This window comes from Haloarcula sp. CBA1129, assembly GCF_008729015.1.
Lineage (GTDB): Archaea > Halobacteriota > Halobacteria > Halobacteriales > Haloarculaceae > Haloarcula.
The window spans coordinates 2741056-2759346 of the sequence record NZ_RKSM01000001.1 but is presented as its reverse complement, the minus strand read 5'-3'; the positions used below and the strand labels follow the sequence as shown (position 1 = coordinate 2759346).

Here is an 18291-nt window from a genome sequence, read left to right as displayed (position 1 = left end):
GCTGTCTGGTCGTCGATGCTTTCCAAGGGTGAGTTGTCGACTGGAGATTTCAGTGCCCGACTATCGATGTTCGGACAGAGCGACAACCGAGTGAGCGGCGTAAAATCAGTCGCCCGCCTGATCTGCCGTGGCCTGTGCGTTGGCGCTCCGACGCCTCGCGGTCAGTCCCCCGATATTCGACGGCCGACCGCTGTCTCGGGCGGACACCCTCGACTGGTCAGTCGCCCGCCGATTTCATCCCGGTCTCTTCGAGGTCCGCGCCGCCGACCGACGAGCGCAGGGCGTCCATCCCGTCGTCGCGGTCGATGCCGAAGTTGTCCTGATACAGCTCCTGCACCCGGTCGTATTCATCGTCGCTGAGCGGCGGCGTGTCGGGCGCGCCGGCCCACTCGTCGATGTCGGCGTTCGTCCGGAACGTCGGCGTGACCGACGCCACTTCGTCGTTGTACAGCAGCCACTGGATGGCGGCCTGCCCCATCGTCCGTGCCCCGTCACGTTCTAAGAAGCGGATTTCCTCGACTTTCTCCCAGCCGGTCTCGTACCACTCGCTGGGCCGGTGGGAGCGGTGGTCGCCCTTCCCGAGCTCCGTCTCGGGGGTCACCTGCTCGTTCAGCAGGCCCGAGGAGTGTGGGACCCGAGCCAGAACCGACGTGTCGGCGTTTTGCTCCCGGATGGTGTCGATGAAGTGCTGGCCGGGGGTCTGCTCGAAGAGATTGAACACGGTCTGGAGCGCGTCGAACTCGTTGGCAACAGCGGCGTCGCCCTCGGCGAGCCAGCCGATAGACGGGCCGAGCGCCCAGCCGATTGCGTCGACTTTCCCTTCCTCGCGGAGTTCGTCAAGCGCCTCCAGCACGTCCTCGTCGACCTCGTCGACGTTGGCGTTGTGGAGCATCAGGAGTTCGACGTGGTCCATGCCGAGGCGGTCGAGCGAGCGGTCGAACGCGGTGTGGACCCACTCGGGTGTGACCTTCTTCGGGAGCTCGCCGTGGCCGGCCTGTGGGTTGTTGTAGAAGTCGTAGCCGATCTTCGTCGAGACCGTCACCTCGTCGCGGTGTTCCGCCAGCGCCTCGCCGATTATCTCCTCGCTGTCGCCGTGGCCGTACACGTCGCCGGTGTCGAAGAACGTCACGTCCTGATCGAGCGCGTGCTGGACCATGTCGACGGCATCCTCGCGGGTGCGGTCGCCCCACCAGTCCGTGCCGACGACCCAAGCACCGAACCCGACTTCCGAGACCTCGACGCCGGAGTTTCCGAGTGTCGCGTATTCCATACCCGACGTAGCGGCGCTGTCCACTTAGCCGTCTTGGTTTGCGGTGTCGGACCGCGTCCGAATCCGGAGGTCGGGGGTCGCGACGCCGTCGAGGATTTCGACCACGCCGTACTCGCGACGGACCCACCAGTACAGCGCGGCCCCACCGACGCCGAGCAGCGGAAGGGCAATGAGACCGCCTTCAGGGCCGAACTCGCCGCCGGTCACCAGCGCCGGGCCGGTCGCGTCAGTCGAGAGCAGGGCGACGCCCATCCGGAGGCCGCTCACGGGAAAGCCAAGCAGTGCCAGCGTGTAGTTCCACGCCACATGGAACCCGCTGGCGACGCCGAGCCGTCCGGTCAGAACGTAACACGCACCGAGCAGGAGGCCGTAGAGGGTGATGTTAGTCACGCTGAGTAGTGACGCGCTGGGGTTCGTCCAGTGGAGGACACCGAACAACGCGCCTGTCAGCGCCGTCGCGGCGATGACCGCGCGGCGCTTCCCGACCCACCCGGCGAGCCCCTCGGCCGCGTTCGTCAGCAGATACCCGCGGACAAGCACTTCCTCGGCAGTCGCCTGTACGAGGAAGAACGCCCCCAAAAGGAGGACGGCGACCAGCGGTCCGAACGCGGTCAGTGGGAGCGGCCCGCTGTCGACGGTAGCGAAGGCGACGCTGGCTTCCACGAACCCGGCGGCCAGTTCGACAAGCAAGACGAGCGTGGGAAGCCCCACCCCGAGCACGAGACCGAACGCCGCGTCACGCCACCACTGCCGGTCGAACCCCAACCCGTAGTCAGGCAGCGTCCGTCGGTCGAGCAGATAGCCGATCACGACAGCAGCGGTGGTTCCGACAGCAAAGAGCGCAATCTGGCGCGTGACTGCGACCGCTGGCGTCATGCGCATCAGAGACGACACCACTGCGACTACCCCTGAGAGAAGGACGAGGCCGAACCCGGCAAGAAACACCCAGATCGTGACCCGCCACGGCGCTCGTAGTCGGCGCTCTGTGGGATTGACGATGTAGCGCCGTATCTCCATAATGAAGTCCGACCTGACCATGTCGTCGTCTGGAACGGCGTCGTCTTAACTGTGGCTTGCTCGTCGGACTGCATGGTTCATGCTGTCATGACACAGGTGTTACTGGGTAGGTTTCACGTAACGGAAACCCCTATCTGCCCGCGAAGCCACGTACTCGACATGACGAAGCGTCACGTGTCGCTGCCACCGCTCGCCGAAGAGGGGCTCAGGGCGTTTATTGACGAGGTCGACGAGCGTCTCTCCGGTGACGAGGACACCTGCGATGTTGTCACTGACGTGTTGGTCGATCTCCATGGCGACCGGGAGGCTTACGAGCGCTGGCAGGACGGCGCGGATATCTCCCCGGCCGAGCGGGTCCGACTTCAGGGGTATGACCCCTGTAACACGACCCTCGAAAGCGAGTACTACGCCGAGAAAGACGAGGAGCGGTTCAAACGCTCGAAACACCTCCAGTGGCTCTGGCGGCAGTTCGACGCGACGCCGATGGCTGACAACGTTGAGTTCGCGCTGCGCTTCCGGCGCATGCTCGCCGATCACCTCTTTGAATCCTGCGGCGAGGGGTGTCGCTTCTTCAAGGGCATCTCCTTTACCTACGGCCACAACATCGAAATCGGCGACAACGTCGTCGTCCACGACGACGTGCACCTTGACGACCGCGGGAAGCTCACCATCGGTGACCGCGTCTCTATCTCCGATGACACCCACGTCTACAGCCACGACCACGACGCTGTCGACCAGACCCACGTCGACAACTACCACACAATAATCGAGGACGACGTGCGCCTGACCTACGACTCGATGGTCCGGGCCGGCGTCAAGATCGGGGAAAACGCCATCCTCGCGGCGAAGTCAATCGCTGGCAAGGATATCCCTGCCCATCACATCGCCGCCGGGACGCCGGCGAAGTCCCTGACGGTCAAGGACGGCTGGGAGTCCGTCGCGGAGCCGATTGACGGAGCGAACGTCGACCGCCGTGCTGAGCGGCAACTGCCGACCGATCTACCCGATAACATAGAGCAGTTCGACGAGTTCCAGCGCGACCTCTCGCCGCCGGACCATCAGTAGCCGGCGACAGCACATCACCCCTTCTCCGCAACCGAAGCCCTTTCTCCGAGACCACCCAACGACAGCTATGCGAAGTGTCGCCATCAATGTCGGAGCCAACACGAACGAGCCCGGCTTCCGCGGCCCGCTGCGTCCCGATGGCTCCTTCGAGTATATTCCCATTCCCGAGTCGAAATCGACCAGCGAGCCCGTGCCGACGTACGGCGACCTCGACCTGCGGACCGACGTGTCTCCGGTGGCCGACCAGCCGGTCCATTTCGACCCGGAGTTTCCCGAGGCCGGCGGCGACCGCTACACCTACGGCGACGACCACGGCGTGAAGGCGGGGCCGCTCTCGGAACTCTCGGCTGGCGATTACGTGTTCTTCTACGCGACGCTGTCGACTGTCGAGGAGCGTCCGGACTGGGCGTCGCCGGAGTGGGGCGCTCACGTCATCGGTCACTTTCGACTCGCTCGCGACGCGGTCACGGGCGAGGCGTACCGCTCGCTCCCACCCGAGGAACAGGCCCAGTTCGCCTCGAATGCCCACGTGAAACGCGATCCCTTCGACGCTCGCGTTCTCATTCGCGGCAACGCCGACGCGTCGCGACTGTACGACACGGTCGTCCCGCTATCGGAGCCAAGCGGCGGCACCGACGCGAACGAACTGGTAACGGAGCTGTCATCTGATTCGGGGAAGGGGCCGTGGTGGCGACGGCCGATGCGGTTCGATGAGACGGGAACAGAGCGACTGCTGGAACTGGCCGATAGCCATCCCAGCGCTATCGAACACTGACGCAGCCGAATAAGTTATCACCAGTGAAAATAGAAGGTCAAAGCATATGTCCAGACGGACTCAGGTAGCTGATATGCGTCTCTCTAGCGGGGTCCCCGGTTTCGATGAACTCATTGAGGGGGGGTTACTCCCGAACCGCCTTTATGTGGTCAGCGGCCCGCCGGGCAGCGGGAAGACCACGTTCTGCTCACAGTTCATCACACAGGGCGTCAAAGAGGGCGAGACGTGCCTGTACGTGACGATGCACGAGACCAAGACGGAGTTGATGCAGGATATGGCCGGCTACGACTTCGGCTTCGACCGCGCGATGCAGTCCGACGCCATCCAGTTCCTGAACCTTGTCACCGAGAGCGGGAAGCGAACCATCACGCAGTTCGGCAGTGAGGGTGGCCTGACGAACCGACTCGTCGCCTACATCAGACAGAACGACATCCAGCGGGTCGTCATCGACTCGACGATGCTGTTGCAACACTTCATGAACGATGTCGAAGACGAGATTACGGGCTTTCTCGCCGCGCTGAAACAGACGGATGCGACGACGCTGCTCATTTCCGAGATGACCGACCCGTCCTCCTACAGTGACGAACACTACCTCGCCCACGGCGTCGTCTTCTTCCACAACTTCCTCGAAAACGGGAGCATGACCCGCGGCGTGCAGGTCATCAAGATGCGGGGGACCGCCATCGACTGTGACATCCGCGAAATCACCTTTTCTGACACCGGGCTGCAGGTCCACGCTGATCGAAAAGTAGAGACATGAGTCGCTACGAGCGCGAGTTCGGGACCGACTGGGAGGCCCTCGACAAGGACGAGGCTACCGACCGGGCCTACGCCATCGGTGTCGCCGAGCGCCTCGGGGAGTACAACCGCGAGGAACTGGAAGCCATCTACGCCGAGATGAACTCGGCGTACCACAAGAGCATGGTCGAACTCGCGTACGACGAAGGGCGCAACGAAGCCAAGGAAGCGGCGGAGACGACCAGCGCAGACCGGGACGCCCTCTGGGCTGACCTGATCAACGGCGAGAAGACGTATCTCGACGAAGACGACGTGCCGACCAGCGGCCGCGACGGCCTGCCGTCGGCCCTTGAGGCTTCAGAACTGCTTGACAGGCAGTCAATCGACAGCACTGATGCCGTTGATAAGCCGGATTTTCTCGACCGGTAGCTGCTCCAGTGTGTGCACTCACCGACACCGATGGCGCTGGTGCTCGCCTGTGTGAAAACGAATGAGACGGAAAGCCCGTCCAGAGCTGGGGTGACAGCGGTCAGTCGCGGCCGTTAGAAGGAGACTTCGTCCGGCCCGTCCTCGCCCATGCAGACCGGGTCGCGGTCGGAGTAGCCCTTCCGGCCGATGGCTTTGCTCGAAACACCGGAAAATGCCGCGAACTCGGCGTCTTCCGCGCTCTCGAAGGTTTCTGGAGCCGACCGGCTCAGCGCGTCGCCCAGACGCTCGGTGCCGTTTGGCAGTTCGAGTTCCATGTCGCCGTCGCCCTCGATGATTTCCTCGGCGGAAACCGGGTAGTCGTACGATTGGAAGGCGTCCGTTGCGTTGCTTAGCATTCGCATGTCTATCGAAAGTTCATGGTTCCTAATAAACCTTCACTATAGATAATCATAATATCCCTTAATGCGTATAAGGAACCCACGTTTCGTGTGTCCACGACTCATGATCTGACCGGAAGCGGCTTCCTGCTGGGGATTGTGGGAGTGGTATGGTCGTCGCTGACTTGCACGTACACACGACCCGCTCCGATGGGACGCTCTCATTCGACGAGCTCCCGGCCGCCGCGAGCCGAGCGGGCGTCGAGGTCGTCGCCGTCACGGACCACGACCGACTCCAGCCCGCATTCGACGGCCCCGTCACCGAGCGGGACGGTGTGACGCTTCTCCACGGCATCGAACTCCGTGTCGAAACTGACACCCAGCGACTGGACCTGCTTGGCTACGGTGTCGACCCGATCGACGAACTCCGGGCTGAGTGTGCGCGTATCCAGCGGAACCGCCGCGAGCGCGGCGCACGAATCATCGATTGTGTCGAGGACCGTTTGGGCGTCTCGCTGCCCGTCGAACCGCGTGACGGGCTGGGACGGCCACACATCGCCCGCGCTATCGCCGAGGTGTCCGACCACACCTTCCAGTCCGCGTTCGACGAACTCATCGGCGACGACTGTCCCTGTTACGTCCCCCGAGAGGTCCCGTCCTTCGAGCGCGGCTGTGCGGTCCTCTCGGACGCGTGCGGGCTGGTCGGCCTCGCCCACCCGTTCAGGTACCCCGATACGGCGGCCGCGCTGTCCAAGTGTGCGTCGCTCGACGCTGTCGAACGGTGGTACCCCTACGGCCGGGCGGTCGACGACAGCCTCGTCGACGAGGCTATCGAGCGATACGATCTCGTCCCGACGGGCGGCAGTGACGCCCACGGGGAGACGGTGGGTGGCACGGGTCTGGATGCGGCCGCTTGGGACCGCGTCCAGACAATCCTCAGCGTCTGACAACCGGCAGACGGAACCCGAGGGTTCAATGTCGTCCGGGACTACTATTCAAGTATGCAGTGTCACTACTGCGACCGTGAAGCTGACATCGCCGTCGAGAACGACGGTGTCAAGGTCGGTGTCTGCAAGACACATTTCCGTGAACAGATGGCGGAACTGGAAGACGCCGACTGGCTCGAAGACCTCGACGAAGAACTCGATATCGACCGACGCGAGTGATCGCCGCTCCGTTTCTTTGCTGCTGTGGCGTGACTCGCGAGTGTCACCACGATTGCCCGGTCTGACCAACGGTTAAGCCCTGTCCGCTGCATATGGCAACTATGGAGAAAGTCAGTCTCGACGCCGTCGAATCGCGAATGGGACCGGCGTCGGTCAAGCGGGCGCTTGCCGGGCCGCTCGGCACCAGCGATATCGCGCTGAACTACTATGAACTGGCACCGGGCGAGTCCTTCGGCTTCGGGTACCATCGCCATCCGGATCAGGAAGAGGTGTTTCTCATTCAGTCGGGCACAGCGACGTTCGAGACGGAGGACGGCGACGTGTCCGTTGCGGCCGGCGAGGCCATCCGTTTCGCTCCCGGCGAGTGGCAACGCGGCCACAACGAGAGCGAGGAACGCGTGGTCGCGCTCGCGCTCGGCGCACCACAGGAGATGGGTGATACCGATATGCTTCGGCACTGTGAGGACTGTGGCGGTCGTACACACAACTACGTCGAGATGACCGATGACCGGGACGCGCTGGTGACGCGCTGTGAAGACTGTGACGCTGAGACCGGCCGGTTCACCTGACGTTCGGACTGGAATCAGTCAGTCGTCGGCCGCGGCGGAGCCGGTTGCATCACGCGTCCGACGCGCAGCGAACTCGGTGAAGTTGTCGAACAACTGCTTCGCCTCACAGGCGGCGCGGTAGTTCTTCTCGGTGACGCCGTCCAGCACCGCCGCAATGCGCTCGTCGGCGAGCTGGTCGTCCTTGCCTTTCGTCACCGTCTCGGCCGTCGCAGGGTCGTACTCGGGGTGGAACTGCACCGAGAAGACGTTCTCTTTCCGGAAGCCGTGGACGCCGTAGTCGTTCTCGGCGAACGTGGTCGCGCCCGGCGGCACTTCGGCGACGCGGTCCGAATGCGTCGTGAAGACGGTAAAGGACTCATCAACGCCATCGAGCAGTTCGTTCTCACCGTCGTGTTCGACGGTCCGGTAGCCGATCTCGTACTCGTCCATCGGCTCGACGGTGCCACCGAGCGCGTGTGCGAGCAACTGGTGGCCGAAACAGACGCCCAAGAACGCGATGTCGCGGTCGATCCCGTCACTGACCCATGATTCGAGATCGCGGATCCATGGTTCCTCCCAGTAGACGGACGCGCGGCTGCCAGTGACCAGACAGCCGTCGAACGCGAAGGTGTCGGGCAGTTCGCGCTCGGTCACGTCGTACTCCACGAGGTCGGCGTCGAGTTCCCGCCGGAAGTTCCGGCGGTTGTCCTCGCCGTCGTGGGCCGCGTTCAGCAGGGCGATTCGTGGCCTCATTACCAGTACGAAGCGACTCAAATCGTAAAAATATGCGTATCGACGGCAGTGATTGCCGCTCACAGTGACGGGGACGCCGATGTCACTACGACCGCGGGTACAACGCCTAGCGAAAACTATCGAACCTTCAGAACTGTCCCGCTACGGGCCGTCGGTGACTGCGATACGTCTGTTTACGTCTGGTCCGCTTCCGGATTGTTCGTCCGCCGATAGGAGCCCACCATCTTCCACAGCGTGTCGTTGAAGTCGTCGTTATTGGCTTCGCTCTCGATCTGCCGGTACAGGTTTTCCGAGACTTCGATACGGGGCATCGGGTGTGTATAGAGAGTGGGAGTAAATAAATCTCCGCTGACACGGAATCGAGTAAAAGCTTCAACGCACCGGTTTAGGGGCCGTATAACCATTTGGCACCGAAAAAGACGAACCAAGCCATCCAGATGCAGAAGACGACCAGCCACGTCCCGTACTGGACCGTCGGATTCGGGACTATGACGTACGCCAAGATGAGTAAAACAGCGACACTCGCCGCGGCCGTAGCGTCCCAGCGGTCCAGTGCGGGCGGATCGACCATCGGAGACTACTGTGAGATGCCGTAGGTGTCGTTGTCCCAGTCGTTGATGCCGGTGTCGTAGACCGCCTGCTCGTGTTCGATGGCGTCGATGCGCTCGCGGTCGGCGGCGTCGAGCTCCCAGTCGAACAACTCGACGTTCTGCCGGACGTGTTCGGGCGAGGATGACTTCGGTAGCACCACCACGTCGTTCTCGACCGCCCATTTCAGGATGATCTGGGCAGGCGACTTGTCGTATTTTTCGGCCAGATCTTGAATGACATCGTCGGCGAACACTTCTGTCCGGCCCAGCGGCGCGGCTGCCTCGACAACGGTGTCGGTATCACGGCAGAACTCGACGACTTGATCCTGTGTGTTCCAAGGGTGGTACTCGATCTGATTGACGGCGATGGGCACGTCGGCGACGTGCTGGGCGGTCCCGAGCTGGTACGCGCTAAAATTCGAGACGCCGACGTTGCGGATCTTCCCCTGATCGTGGAGCGTGGCCATCGCGTTCATCGTCTCGCGGATGGAGGTCGCGGGGTTGGGCCAGTGGACGAGATACAGGTCGAGATAGCCGGTCCCGAGGCGGTCGAGCGACGCCTCGCAGGCTTCGATGACGGACTCGTAGTCGAGGTGCTTGGGCAGGACCTTCGACGTGAGAAACACGTCTTCGCGGTCGTAGTCGGCCAGTGCCTCGCCGATTTCGCCCTCGTTCTTGTAGCCCTCGGCGGTGTCGACGTGGGCGTAGCCCGCGTCGATCCCCGTCTGAACGGACTTCTGGAGGGTGTCGCCGTCGATGTCCCACGTCCCGACGCCGACCATCGGCAGTTCGTCGCCACTCGGAAGCGTCACTGTTGGGGGTGTCACAGTACATGCCTCATCCGCCGCAGTCAAAACCGTTTCGCGCCCGGCGTGTCGCGGCACATGCCGGGCCTGTGTCTCACTCGGGACTGGCGACGGAGACCGGTTCACCGGTGTCTGCACTTCTGGCCAGCGCGTCCATGGTGCGCATATTCCCCAGCGTTTCGGCGCGGTCGATAGGCGGCGTTTCCCCGCTCTCGACGGCGTCTGCGAACGCCTCGACCTGTAACTGGTAGTGGTCGACGGGATCGAACGTCTCGGTTACCTCCCGGCCGTCAACGCTGTACGTCAGTGAGACTGATTGATCGTGGTCCGGGCCGAAGCAGTTCGGCGCTTCGAGCCAGCCGTCGTCGGTCTCGACCCGGTAGTACTCTCGTCTCGGCCCGTCGAACCCGCAGGAAACCGAGGCGACCCGCCCGTCGTCGTACGAGAGGACGCCGCTGAGGTTCGTATCGACGCCGCTGTCCCGGGAGTCCCGGGCATGGGCAAACGCCCGGTCCGGTTCGCCGAGGAAGCCCCGGGCCGCGCTGACAGCGTAACAGCCCACGTCCATCAGACTCCCACCGGCCAACTCGGGGTCCAGTCGGATGTCGTCGGGGTCCGAGAGCGGGAACTTGAACGACGCGTCGACAGTGTGCACCTCGCCCAGCTCGTTCTCGACGATTTCCTTGGCTCGCCGGGTTCGCGGGTGGAACTGATACATGAACGCTTCCATTAGCGTAACACCCTGTTCGGCACAGTAGTCGAAGAGGTCTACTGCCCCGGCAGCGTCGACGGTCAGTGGCTTCTCACAGAGTACGTTGAGGCCGTGGTCTGCCGCCCGCTGGCTCCACTCGGCGTGGAGTGCGTTCGGGAGCGGATTGTAGACGGCGTCGATGTCCGCCTCGGCGAACATCGTTTCGTAGTCGCCGAAGGCGCTGTCGATACCGAGGTCTTCGGCCACCTCGCTGGCGCGGTCCCGGTTTCGGGAACTGATTGCCGTGACCGTATGACCCGACTTCTGGATGCCCGGAATCACGTCTTTGCGTGCGATTCCCGCTGTTGAAATAACGCCAAAGCGCATACTGGTACCCGACTCTCCGCTGATAAACAATTACCGACCGCTCGGCTCTGCCTCGACGCTGGCTCCCTGTCCGGATACGGCGGCCAGTTCGTCTGCCGGCGGCTCGCGTCTGTCGGGTACAAGCTCGGTGGCAACTTCGCGTGCGCGCTCGAAGTGGGCCACCGCATCTTCACACGCGGTCCCGGACGGCTCTCGCTTTGACTCGTCGCCGGTCTCCCGTAGCGCCTGTCGTCCCGCTTCACGATGCGCATCGACCAGTTCGACGGCGATGTCCGCGAGTGCCTGTCGGAGCGACGCCCGGTCGCCGTCGAACCGGCGGTCACGGCCCCAGTCCAGTTCGTACGCCGTTCGGTATCGGTCGAGCGCGTCCTCCCAATGGCTCGCTCGCTTCGCCGGGTCTGCCGTGGCTCTGGCCGCGCTTGCAGCCACCTGTGCCGCATCGACGGGGGCCGACAGGAGTTCGGCGTATTCCGCTTCGACTGCGTCTCGGGCGTCTGTGATGGCTTCTGTCGCCGGCTCCGGTGCCGTTACCGCCAGCGCTCGGTCGTACTCGCTGCGAGCCTGTGCGTACGCATCCGCGGCTCGTTCGTACGCTCTGATCTCCCATGCGTGCCGGGCCGTGTCGCGGTGCTCCTCGGCCGCTCTGACGTGGCGTCGGCGCTGGCAGGTGTCGATCCGGGTCTGTACTGACTGGAGGCGGTCTTCGATGGTCGTCGTTGCTCCCTCGCCTAGCGTTTCGATCCGCTCCCGTCCGTTATCGAGCGCCTCCTGTGCGGCCGTGATATGCGTGGCTGCTGTACCGAAGGATGTCTCCTCCAGTGCCGCCGCCGCAGCCTCGACTTGGGATTCTGCCCGGTCAAGCTCGGTCAGCGTCCGTGTCCAAATCTGCGTGGCTTCGTCGACGAATCGCGTCATTGTGGTCAGGTTGCCTTTACACTCGAACACCCAGCGGTCCTCGTCGACGGTGGTAATTTCGAGTGTCGTCGTTCGGAAACCCGACGTGCAGTCTACGGCGACGATGTCTTCGTAGGGGAGCGAAACGGTCCGGTCACCGCTGTCGTCGCCGACGACGAACAGGGCTCGAACGGTCGTTGCGAGCAGAAACGCGCGGTAGTTGTCAGCCGGCGTCAGCGACTCATTGTCTCCCCGGGCGGCGACGACGCCTGACTGGTCGTTGTACGCGAGATATCGTGGTGTCTCTGTCCCCCGCAGATACTTCTCTAGCGGCTGCTGAAGGCGGCGCGTGCGTCCGAACAGCCCGTCGGTGTTCGCCCGGTCGAATATATCTGGTCGACCCGAGGAGCGGATATCGATGACGTTTTTCACAGTCTACCCCCGTCCGTGACAGTATATTCAAATATGTTGTCGTCGAAATAAATCCTTTGGCCGACAGCAGTGCTCAAACTGTTTGCTTCGACCCGGGCCTTGCAACGGTGTCAGTACGGCTGGCTTCGGTCCGTCGGCTGGCGCTGCGGGCTCCCACTCGTCAGGTCGGCGACGCACTGCCGGCAGAACTGGTAGTCCTGCTGGTTCCTCGCCCCGCACTGGGGACAGTCGATGGATTCAGTGCTGTCATCGGTGGCGCTGCCACGGCGCGCTTCAGTATCGGCCTGACCGGTCGTCCCGGCCGGGTCGCCCCGATGCCGGTACGCGTACAGCATGGTCAGGACGTGGAGCCCCACGAGAAGCGCGATTGCGCCGTAGAGCCACTCACTCACCATCATATGTTAGTGTACGGTAACGTGCTACTTGAGGGTTGTGCCGAGTTACCAATGCTCAGCAATCTCGTGGGGTCTGGGACCTTGCACTCGTGACTGCGTGGAGACTGACTGGTCTCCTGTGGGCCAGCGTTCAAATAGGACCACGTTGCCACGGGAACTCATGCCCGCTCACACGCTCGGTGGTCTCTGATGGGTCGTCGAACGCTTGTGGCCGTCGCCCGTCCTGACGGCCGCTACGACTGCCGAATCGCACACTGGGGCGTCGACGCCGACCCCATCGCCCAGTCCCGACCGCTCGGGAACGACTGGACGGCCGCTACTGTCCTTGCTGCCCTCAATGCGACCCACGATCAGCTAGTCGTGCTCGATGGCTCGGTCCGGACCTACGCGGTCTGCTGGCTCGACCCGACGCTGTCAGATATCGACGATATCGTCCTCGCCCGCACTGCCGACCCCGCTGCGCTCCGGACGTGGTGGGTCGACCGGAAGGACGAGGCCTGTCGACTCCTCGATAGCAAGGGGCGGGACCCGGCGACCATCCGACGCGATCTGCTCGCGTCGCTCCGAAACCGCGCTTCGTCCGTCTACTCTCCCGACGACGCGTCCTTTTTACGCGGGGACCGCTAACCGCCACCCGTGACCGCCGTCGAGACGCTGACCTACCCCGACCCCGCCGACGCGGTGGACCTCGTGTCGCGCAACGCCGACCGCGGCGCGCTGGTGACGCTCGTGGGCACCTGTACGGTCGAGTACGAGGGCCGAGCGGCCAGTTCACTGGGCCTTGGGGACCGCCATGTGATGCTCAAGCCTGACGGGGCCGCGCTGGTCCACACCGACGAGGGCCAACAGCCGGTGAACTGGCAGCCGCCGGGGTGTGAGCACAGTATCAGCGTCGACGACGGCTCGCTGGTCGTCCGCTCCACGCGGTCGTCCCCCGAAGAATCGCTTGAGGTCGTTTTCGAGACGGTCGCCCACGCCGCCGCCTTCGACGTGACCGACTCCAAAGACCTCGCACTCACTGGGACGGAAGCCGACCTGAAAGACCGCATCCTCGACGAGCCAGCGCTGGTCGAACCGGGCTTTACACCGCTTGCAACCGAACGCGAGACCCCGGCCGGCGCGGTCGATATCTACGGCGAGGATACCGACGGTCGGACGACGATACTCGAACTCAAGCGCCGCCGCGTGGGTCCCGACGCCGTCGGCCAACTGGGCCGGTACGTCGATGCCCTGAACCGCGATTTACACGCCGACACCGAAGTCCGGGGTATCCTCGTTGCGCCCTCGGTGACTGACCGGGCGCGTCAGTTGCTCGCCGAGAAGGGATTGGAGTTCGTCTCGCTGGAGCCGCCGTAACTGCTCTGTTCTTTTCCCACGGAGCTGTCAGTCTTGTACCCGCGTTGACTGCCGCAGTCGCCACACGGTTGGATGGCGAAGCTATCCGTCAACGGTGACCGTTCCATCGGTGTCGACGACCACGCGGTAGCCGCTGTAGTCGAACGCCACATGGCCGTCGGTGTTGGAATCAGCGATGCACGTCGTCAGTGCATCTGGGTTGATACTGTCGGCCAACGGCGGCAGCGTCTCGACCGGCCGTCCCTCCGCGGTTGCGACGGCGCGAACGACTGCCGTGACGATAGACTGGCCGGTGCCGTGGACTTCTATAGTGGTTGGTGATGTTCCAGACACGGTTCTCTGACCTCATGCCGGATTTATCTTGTAGCTGTAAAGTTCAGCATGGCTAGTATAGTAAACGGCGAAACACGCTGTATGCCAACATTCTTCACGAAATGCTGGCTACATTTATGTATGTCCCAACAGTCTGGTAACGGCCGGGCGGTGACCCGCGTGGAGTTTGCTCTCTCTGATGGGTCCTATCCCTTTGTCTCGGTGTCTGCAGCCGAATCGTGTTCCGTAATTCTTGAAAAATGTCTCCCGAAGACGGACGACACGTACGCGGAGTTTTTTTCAGTCACGGACACTCGTCCTGACCGGCTTGTCGAGCGCATCGAGGACAACAACGGCGGTGAGGCGCGGGTGCTTGAGCGCACCAGCGACGGTGGGCTCGTCGAGATAGACGTACAGGATAACTGTCCCGTTGTCTCGCTCGCGGACCTCGGGGCGGTACCACAGACTGCCCGGAGTGTTGATGGACAGGGGACTATCGTAGCCGATGTTCCGGATCAGACCAAGACGGCTGCGGTTATCGATTCGTTCCTGACGGCCCATCCAGAGGCCGAACTCGCGGCGAAGAAACAGCGTGAGTCCATCGTACCGCTGTTCGGCTTCAAAAACTACGCGTCAAACTCCGAGTCGCTGACCGACCGCCAGCGGGAAGTCCTCTCGACGGCTCACGAAGCGGGCTACTACAACTGGCCCCGCGGTGCGACGGCTGCGGATCTGGCTGCACTTCTCGATATCTCGGAGCCAACGCTCCACAAGCACTTGCGAGCTGCCGAACAGAAACTCGTCGCGACGATGTTCGCTTGCCCGCACGACGAACGGGCCGCTGATAGCGACAACTGACCGCCTGTTATTCGAGTCGGTCCTGCAGGTCCGCGAGCGCGTTCATCGCCTCTATCGGCGTCATCGTCGCGACGTCGAGCGACGCCAACTGCTGTGCCACCGATTCCGGCAATTCGCCCTCGGCGGCGGCTCCGTTCGTCCGAAGTGTCTCCTGTGTGTGGCCGTCTGCTGTCGCCTCACCATCCGAAGCCGACGCTGTGCCGTTTCTGCTCGGTCCAGTCGTCTCCGCGGCAGCGGCATTCGCGTCAGAATCAGCCATCTCTCCTTCTGATTCCCCGGTAGTTCTCACCTCATCTTCGTTCGTATCGGCCGCCTCTGCATCCGCTAGGAGGCCCCGTGACCGGTCGACGACCGGTTCGGGGACGCCGGCCATGCTCGCCACTTCGATGCCGTAGGAGGCCGCCGCGGGACCGGGCGCGAGGTCGTGATCGAAGCACACGTCGCCGTTCTCGCGGCTGGTCTCGAAGTGCCGGTTGGTCGCCCCGGGCAGGGCCGCAGCGACGGCAGTCAGGTCGTGGTGGTGGGTCGCAAACAGCGTGTACGCGCCGATCTCGTCGTGGAGATACTCCGTGACGGCGCGGGCGATAGCCAGCCCGTCGGCTGTCGACGTACCCCGGCCAACCTCGTCCAGCAGGACCAGCGAGTCGGCGGTCGCCGCGTCCAGAATCGTCGCCAGTTCGGTCATCTCGATCATGAACGTCGAGCGGCCGCCGGCGATGTCGTCGCTGGCCCCGACGCGGGTGAACACGCGGTCGAGGATGGGGAGGTCGGCCGCCTTCGCGGGAACGAAGCCGCCGGCCTGTGCCAGCAAGCAAATCAGTGCGACCTGACGCATGTACGTCGATTTCCCGCTCATGTTCGGGCCGGTGACGACGGCGAGGAAGGGCTGTATATCGTCCGCGGCGACGCCGTCGCCGCTTCCGTCTCCGCTTTCTGCCACTGGACCGCTCCCGAGTCGCGTGTCGTTGGGGACGAAGGCGTCCTCTGTCCGCTCGACGACGGGGTGGCGGCCGGCGGTGATGTCGATGCCGTCGCTCCCGACGGTCGGCCGGCAGTAGTCGTACTGCGCCGCGACTTCGGCGAACGAGACCAGCACGTCGAGGCGGGCGAGCCGGTCCGCGAGGGCCTGCACGCGCTCGGCCTCGTCGGCCACCTCGTCCCGGACCGCACAGAACAGGTCGTACTCAAGATCGTCGGCCGCGCTTTCGGCCCGCAGAATCTCCTCTTCTCGTTCCTTGAGTTCCGGCGTGTAGTAGCGCTCGCTGTTTTTCAGCGTCTGGCGGCGCTGGTAGTCCTCCGGGACCGAATCGAGGTTGGCGTTGGTCACCTCGATGTAATAGCCATGCACCGACGTGTGGCCGACCTTCAGCGAGTCGATACCGGTTCGCTCGCGCTCGCTCGCTTCCAGCTCGTCGATCCACTCCTTGCCCGACTGCTCGGTCGAGCGCAGTCGGTCCAGTTCCTCGTCGTACCCCTCGCGGATGACGCCGCCCTCGGTCACCTCTTGGGGCGGGTCCGGGCGAATCGCCGCTTCGATTTCCTCGCGGGTCTCGGTCAGCGGGTCCAGCGTGGCGTGCAGGTCCGCGAGCAGGCGGGCATCGGCGTCGGCGAGTTGGTTCCGAATCTCGGGTACGACCGACAGCGTCGCAGCCAGCGACCGGAGGTCTCGCGCGTTCGCTCGCCCCCGCGAGACGCGCGAGATGAGCCGTTCGAGGTCGTACACCTCCGCGAGCAGGTCCGAAAGCGCCTCGCGGGTCGCTGGGTCGCGCTGGAGTTCGGCGACCGCGCCGTGGCGGGCCTCGATGCGGTCCGCGTCGAGCAGTGGTCGGCGGAGCCAGTCGGTCAGTTTCCGCCGCCCCAGCGCACACGCCGTCTCGTCGACCGTATCCACGAGCGTGCGGTTCTCGTGGCCCCGGACTGACCGGCGCTCGAACAGTTCGAGGCTCTCGACGGCGACGGCGTCGAGCAGCATGTACTCCCGCGGGTCGTACCGCGTGAGGTGATTGAGGTAGTCGAGCGTGCCGGCGGGGTCAACGTCTGCGTCGACCGGCTCGCCGTCGGGGCCGACCGCGCCGCTGCTCCCGCGGGTGTACTCAGCGTAGGCCAACAGGCCGCCACAGGCCCGGATTTCCGCGTCGCCGGCGAGCAGTCGTTCCGGCGGGCCGAAGTACTGTCCCACGCGGTCCGCGGCGCGCTCCCGGTCGAAGGCGTCCGCGTCGTAGCGCGTCACCAGACAGGCCGGGCCGAAGACGGCGTCCCGGTCCACGTCGACATCCGGTCCGACGATTGCCTCCGCCGGGCCGAACCGGCTGAGTTCGTCGGCGACAGCGCTCTCCGAACCGACGCTCGTGGCGTAGCAGTCGCCGGTCGACACGTCGAGCAGCGCCAGTCCGTACCGCTCGCCTTCGGTCAGGGCGGCGACGTAGTTGTTGTCCGCCCCGCCCAGCAGTTCGCTCTCGGTCAGCGTCCCCGGCGTGACGATTCGTGTGACGGCCCGTTCGACCACGCCGCTGACCTCGTCGGGGTCCTCGACTTGGTCGGCGATGGCGACCCGGTAGCCCGCGTCGAGCAGGGTTTCGACGTACGACTCGGCGTTGTCGATGGGGATGCCGGCCATCGGGTACTCGCCGGTCGAGTCCTCGCGCTGGGTCAGCGTAATCTCACACAGCCGGGCGACCCGCTGTGCGGCCGCACAGAAGGCCTCGTAGAAGTCCCCGACCTGAAAGAGGACCAAGGCGTCGTCGTACTGCCGGCACAGCTCGTAGTACTGTGCCATCATCGGCGTCAGGTCCTCCTCGAGCTCGGCCATCTTCTCGGGCGGGCCAAGCGCAGCGTCCATACCGGAGGGCAACAGCCGGCCCCTGATAGGCGCTCCGCTCTCCTGTCCGCTCGGCACTGCCCGGGGTAGAACTCCGAGTGCGGCTGGCCACTGATTTTTATACTCCCCAGGTGACATCAGTCGTATGTCACGTCGTGCCAACTACGCGCTCTGTCAGTTCCAGCAGCACCTCGGTCCGTCGGCGGATTCGCTCGACGTTCCTTGGGCCGAGTACACCGGTGATTCGACCGATCCAGTTACCTTCGACCTCCCGACCTCGTCACCGGCGGACCCGTACGTGCAGATGCAGGTCTACGATGTCGAGGATTTCGACCACGAGATCGTGGTCAACGACGAAGCGCTGTCGGGGTTTGACATCGCGCCCGGCGAGGGGTGGCAGCTCTGGATGGATACGATTGCGCCCGAGCGACTCCATGTCGGCGAAAACACGATTCAGTTCCGCCGGAACCCCGATTCGAAGGACGCGTTCGTCGTTGGGTCGGTCACAGTCCACTGGACGGAACCCGTCGAATGAATATATAAACAAGTCGTCGGCGTCCTGATGTGGCGTGCCAACAGCTACCACTACTGGCGGACAGTACTCCCTCAGTCGG

General features: G+C 63.9%; 23 protein-coding genes. 11 read left to right on the top strand and 12 right to left on the bottom strand.

What is annotated here, in order from left to right:
• Positions 1–217: 217 nt before the first annotated feature.
• Positions 218–1270 (bottom strand): aldo/keto reductase, encoded by a 1053-nt coding sequence (locus tag Har1129_RS13920; RefSeq protein ID WP_151101201.1) that lies wholly within the window; start codon positions 1268–1270, stop codon positions 218–220.
• A gap of 24 nt (positions 1271–1294) precedes the next feature.
• Entirely contained in the window at positions 1295–2308 is a 1014-nt protein-coding gene (locus Har1129_RS13915; protein ID WP_151101200.1) for a CPBP family intramembrane glutamic endopeptidase, read from the bottom strand.
• Between the two features lie 138 nt (positions 2309–2446).
• On the opposite strand from Har1129_RS13915, the gene Har1129_RS13910 reads away from it, so the two are divergent.
• The 4 genes from Har1129_RS13910 to Har1129_RS13895 all read left to right on the top strand — a co-directional run bounded on the left by Har1129_RS13910 (position 2447) and on the right by Har1129_RS13895 (position 5294).
• Positions 2447–3352, top strand: a complete 906-nt coding sequence (locus Har1129_RS13910) for an acyltransferase (RefSeq protein ID WP_151101199.1) — start codon at positions 2447–2449, stop codon at positions 3350–3352.
• 67 nt (positions 3353–3419) lie between these two features.
• Positions 3420–4127, top strand: coding sequence for a hypothetical protein (locus Har1129_RS13905; protein ID WP_151101198.1), 708 nt, complete (start codon positions 3420–3422; stop codon positions 4125–4127).
• A 73-nt stretch (positions 4128–4200) separates the two neighbouring features.
• Positions 4201–4887 (top strand): ATPase domain-containing protein, encoded by a 687-nt coding sequence (locus Har1129_RS13900; protein WP_151101197.1) that lies wholly within the window; start codon positions 4201–4203, stop codon positions 4885–4887.
• Positions 4884–5294, top strand: a complete 411-nt coding sequence (locus tag Har1129_RS13895; protein ID WP_151101196.1) for a hypothetical protein — start codon at positions 4884–4886, stop codon at positions 5292–5294. The genes Har1129_RS13900 and Har1129_RS13895 overlap by 4 nt, the downstream gene beginning before the upstream one ends.
• Positions 5295–5407: 113 nt before the next feature.
• Here the strand turns inward: Har1129_RS13895 and Har1129_RS13890 are convergent, their stop codons facing one another.
• A complete protein-coding gene (locus Har1129_RS13890; protein ID WP_008306918.1) occupies positions 5408–5695 on the bottom strand; it encodes a hypothetical protein in 288 nt (95 codons plus the stop codon).
• Between the two features lie 146 nt (positions 5696–5841).
• Here Har1129_RS13890 and Har1129_RS13885 point away from each other — a divergent pair, with 146 nt between their 5' ends.
• The 3 genes from Har1129_RS13885 (at position 5842) to Har1129_RS13880 (ending at position 7406) form a co-directional block, all read left to right on the top strand.
• The gene (locus tag Har1129_RS13885; protein WP_151101195.1) at positions 5842–6618 is read left to right on the top strand and encodes a PHP domain-containing protein; all 777 of its coding nucleotides are present in this window, start codon (positions 5842–5844) and stop codon (positions 6616–6618) included.
• A gap of 54 nt (positions 6619–6672) precedes the next feature.
• Positions 6673–6837: a DUF6757 family protein gene (locus tag Har1129_RS20655; RefSeq protein WP_004516452.1), complete on the top strand. Its 165-nt coding sequence runs from the start codon at positions 6673–6675 to the stop codon at positions 6835–6837.
• 101 nt (positions 6838–6938) lie between these two features.
• Positions 6939–7406: a cupin domain-containing protein gene (locus tag Har1129_RS13880; protein ID WP_151101194.1), complete on the top strand. Its 468-nt coding sequence runs from the start codon at positions 6939–6941 to the stop codon at positions 7404–7406.
• Positions 7407–7424: 18 nt separating this feature from the next.
• Here the strand turns inward: Har1129_RS13880 and Har1129_RS13875 are convergent, their stop codons facing one another.
• The 7 genes from Har1129_RS13875 to Har1129_RS13850 all read right to left on the bottom strand — a co-directional run bounded on the left by Har1129_RS13875 (position 7425) and on the right by Har1129_RS13850 (position 12336).
• Positions 7425–8138 carry a type 1 glutamine amidotransferase gene (locus Har1129_RS13875; protein WP_151101193.1) on the bottom strand — a complete coding sequence of 238 codons (714 nt, stop codon included), beginning with the start codon at positions 8136–8138 and terminating at the stop codon, positions 7425–7427.
• Between the two features lie 173 nt (positions 8139–8311).
• Positions 8312–8449 carry a hypothetical protein gene (locus tag Har1129_RS20650; protein WP_004516449.1) on the bottom strand — a complete coding sequence of 46 codons (138 nt, stop codon included), beginning with the start codon at positions 8447–8449 and terminating at the stop codon, positions 8312–8314.
• 74 nt (positions 8450–8523) lie between these two features.
• Entirely contained in the window at positions 8524–8709 is a 186-nt protein-coding gene (locus tag Har1129_RS13870) for a hypothetical protein (RefSeq protein ID WP_151101192.1), read from the bottom strand.
• Positions 8710–8715: 6 nt separating this feature from the next.
• The gene (locus tag Har1129_RS13865; protein WP_151102153.1) at positions 8716–9510 is read right to left on the bottom strand and encodes an aldo/keto reductase; all 795 of its coding nucleotides are present in this window, start codon (positions 9508–9510) and stop codon (positions 8716–8718) included.
• A 118-nt stretch (positions 9511–9628) separates the two neighbouring features.
• A complete protein-coding gene (locus Har1129_RS13860; RefSeq protein WP_151101191.1) occupies positions 9629–10612 on the bottom strand; it encodes a Gfo/Idh/MocA family protein in 984 nt (327 codons plus the stop codon).
• Between the two features lie 30 nt (positions 10613–10642).
• The gene (locus Har1129_RS13855; protein WP_151101190.1) at positions 10643–11938 is read right to left on the bottom strand and encodes a hypothetical protein; all 1296 of its coding nucleotides are present in this window, start codon (positions 11936–11938) and stop codon (positions 10643–10645) included.
• Between the two features lie 110 nt (positions 11939–12048).
• Positions 12049–12336 carry a zinc ribbon domain-containing protein gene (locus Har1129_RS13850; RefSeq protein ID WP_151101189.1) on the bottom strand — a complete coding sequence of 96 codons (288 nt, stop codon included), beginning with the start codon at positions 12334–12336 and terminating at the stop codon, positions 12049–12051.
• A 186-nt stretch (positions 12337–12522) separates the two neighbouring features.
• Here Har1129_RS13850 and Har1129_RS13845 point away from each other — a divergent pair, with 186 nt between their 5' ends.
• The gene (locus tag Har1129_RS13845; protein WP_151101188.1) at positions 12523–12960 is read left to right on the top strand and encodes a DUF6735 family protein; all 438 of its coding nucleotides are present in this window, start codon (positions 12523–12525) and stop codon (positions 12958–12960) included.
• A gap of 9 nt (positions 12961–12969) precedes the next feature.
• Positions 12970–13689 (top strand): endonuclease NucS, encoded by a 720-nt coding sequence (nucS, locus tag Har1129_RS13840; RefSeq protein WP_151101187.1) that lies wholly within the window; start codon positions 12970–12972, stop codon positions 13687–13689.
• An 81-nt stretch (positions 13690–13770) separates the two neighbouring features.
• Here nucS and Har1129_RS13835 read toward each other — a convergent pair whose 3' ends face one another.
• The gene (locus Har1129_RS13835) at positions 13771–14022 is read right to left on the bottom strand and encodes a HalOD1 output domain-containing protein (protein ID WP_151101186.1); all 252 of its coding nucleotides are present in this window, start codon (positions 14020–14022) and stop codon (positions 13771–13773) included.
• A gap of 120 nt (positions 14023–14142) precedes the next feature.
• On the opposite strand from Har1129_RS13835, the gene Har1129_RS13830 reads away from it, so the two are divergent.
• On the top strand, positions 14143–14859 hold the full coding sequence (locus tag Har1129_RS13830) for a helix-turn-helix domain-containing protein (protein ID WP_151101185.1): 717 nt from the start codon (positions 14143–14145) through the stop codon (positions 14857–14859).
• A 7-nt stretch (positions 14860–14866) separates the two neighbouring features.
• Here Har1129_RS13830 and mutS read toward each other — a convergent pair whose 3' ends face one another.
• Entirely contained in the window at positions 14867–17698 is a 2832-nt protein-coding gene (gene mutS, locus Har1129_RS13825) for a DNA mismatch repair protein MutS (protein ID WP_151101184.1), read from the bottom strand.
• A gap of 124 nt (positions 17699–17822) precedes the next feature.
• On the opposite strand from mutS, the gene Har1129_RS13820 reads away from it, so the two are divergent.
• Positions 17823–18212 carry a hypothetical protein gene (locus Har1129_RS13820; protein ID WP_151101183.1) on the top strand — a complete coding sequence of 130 codons (390 nt, stop codon included), beginning with the start codon at positions 17823–17825 and terminating at the stop codon, positions 18210–18212.
• Positions 18213–18291: the final 79 nt, after the last annotated feature.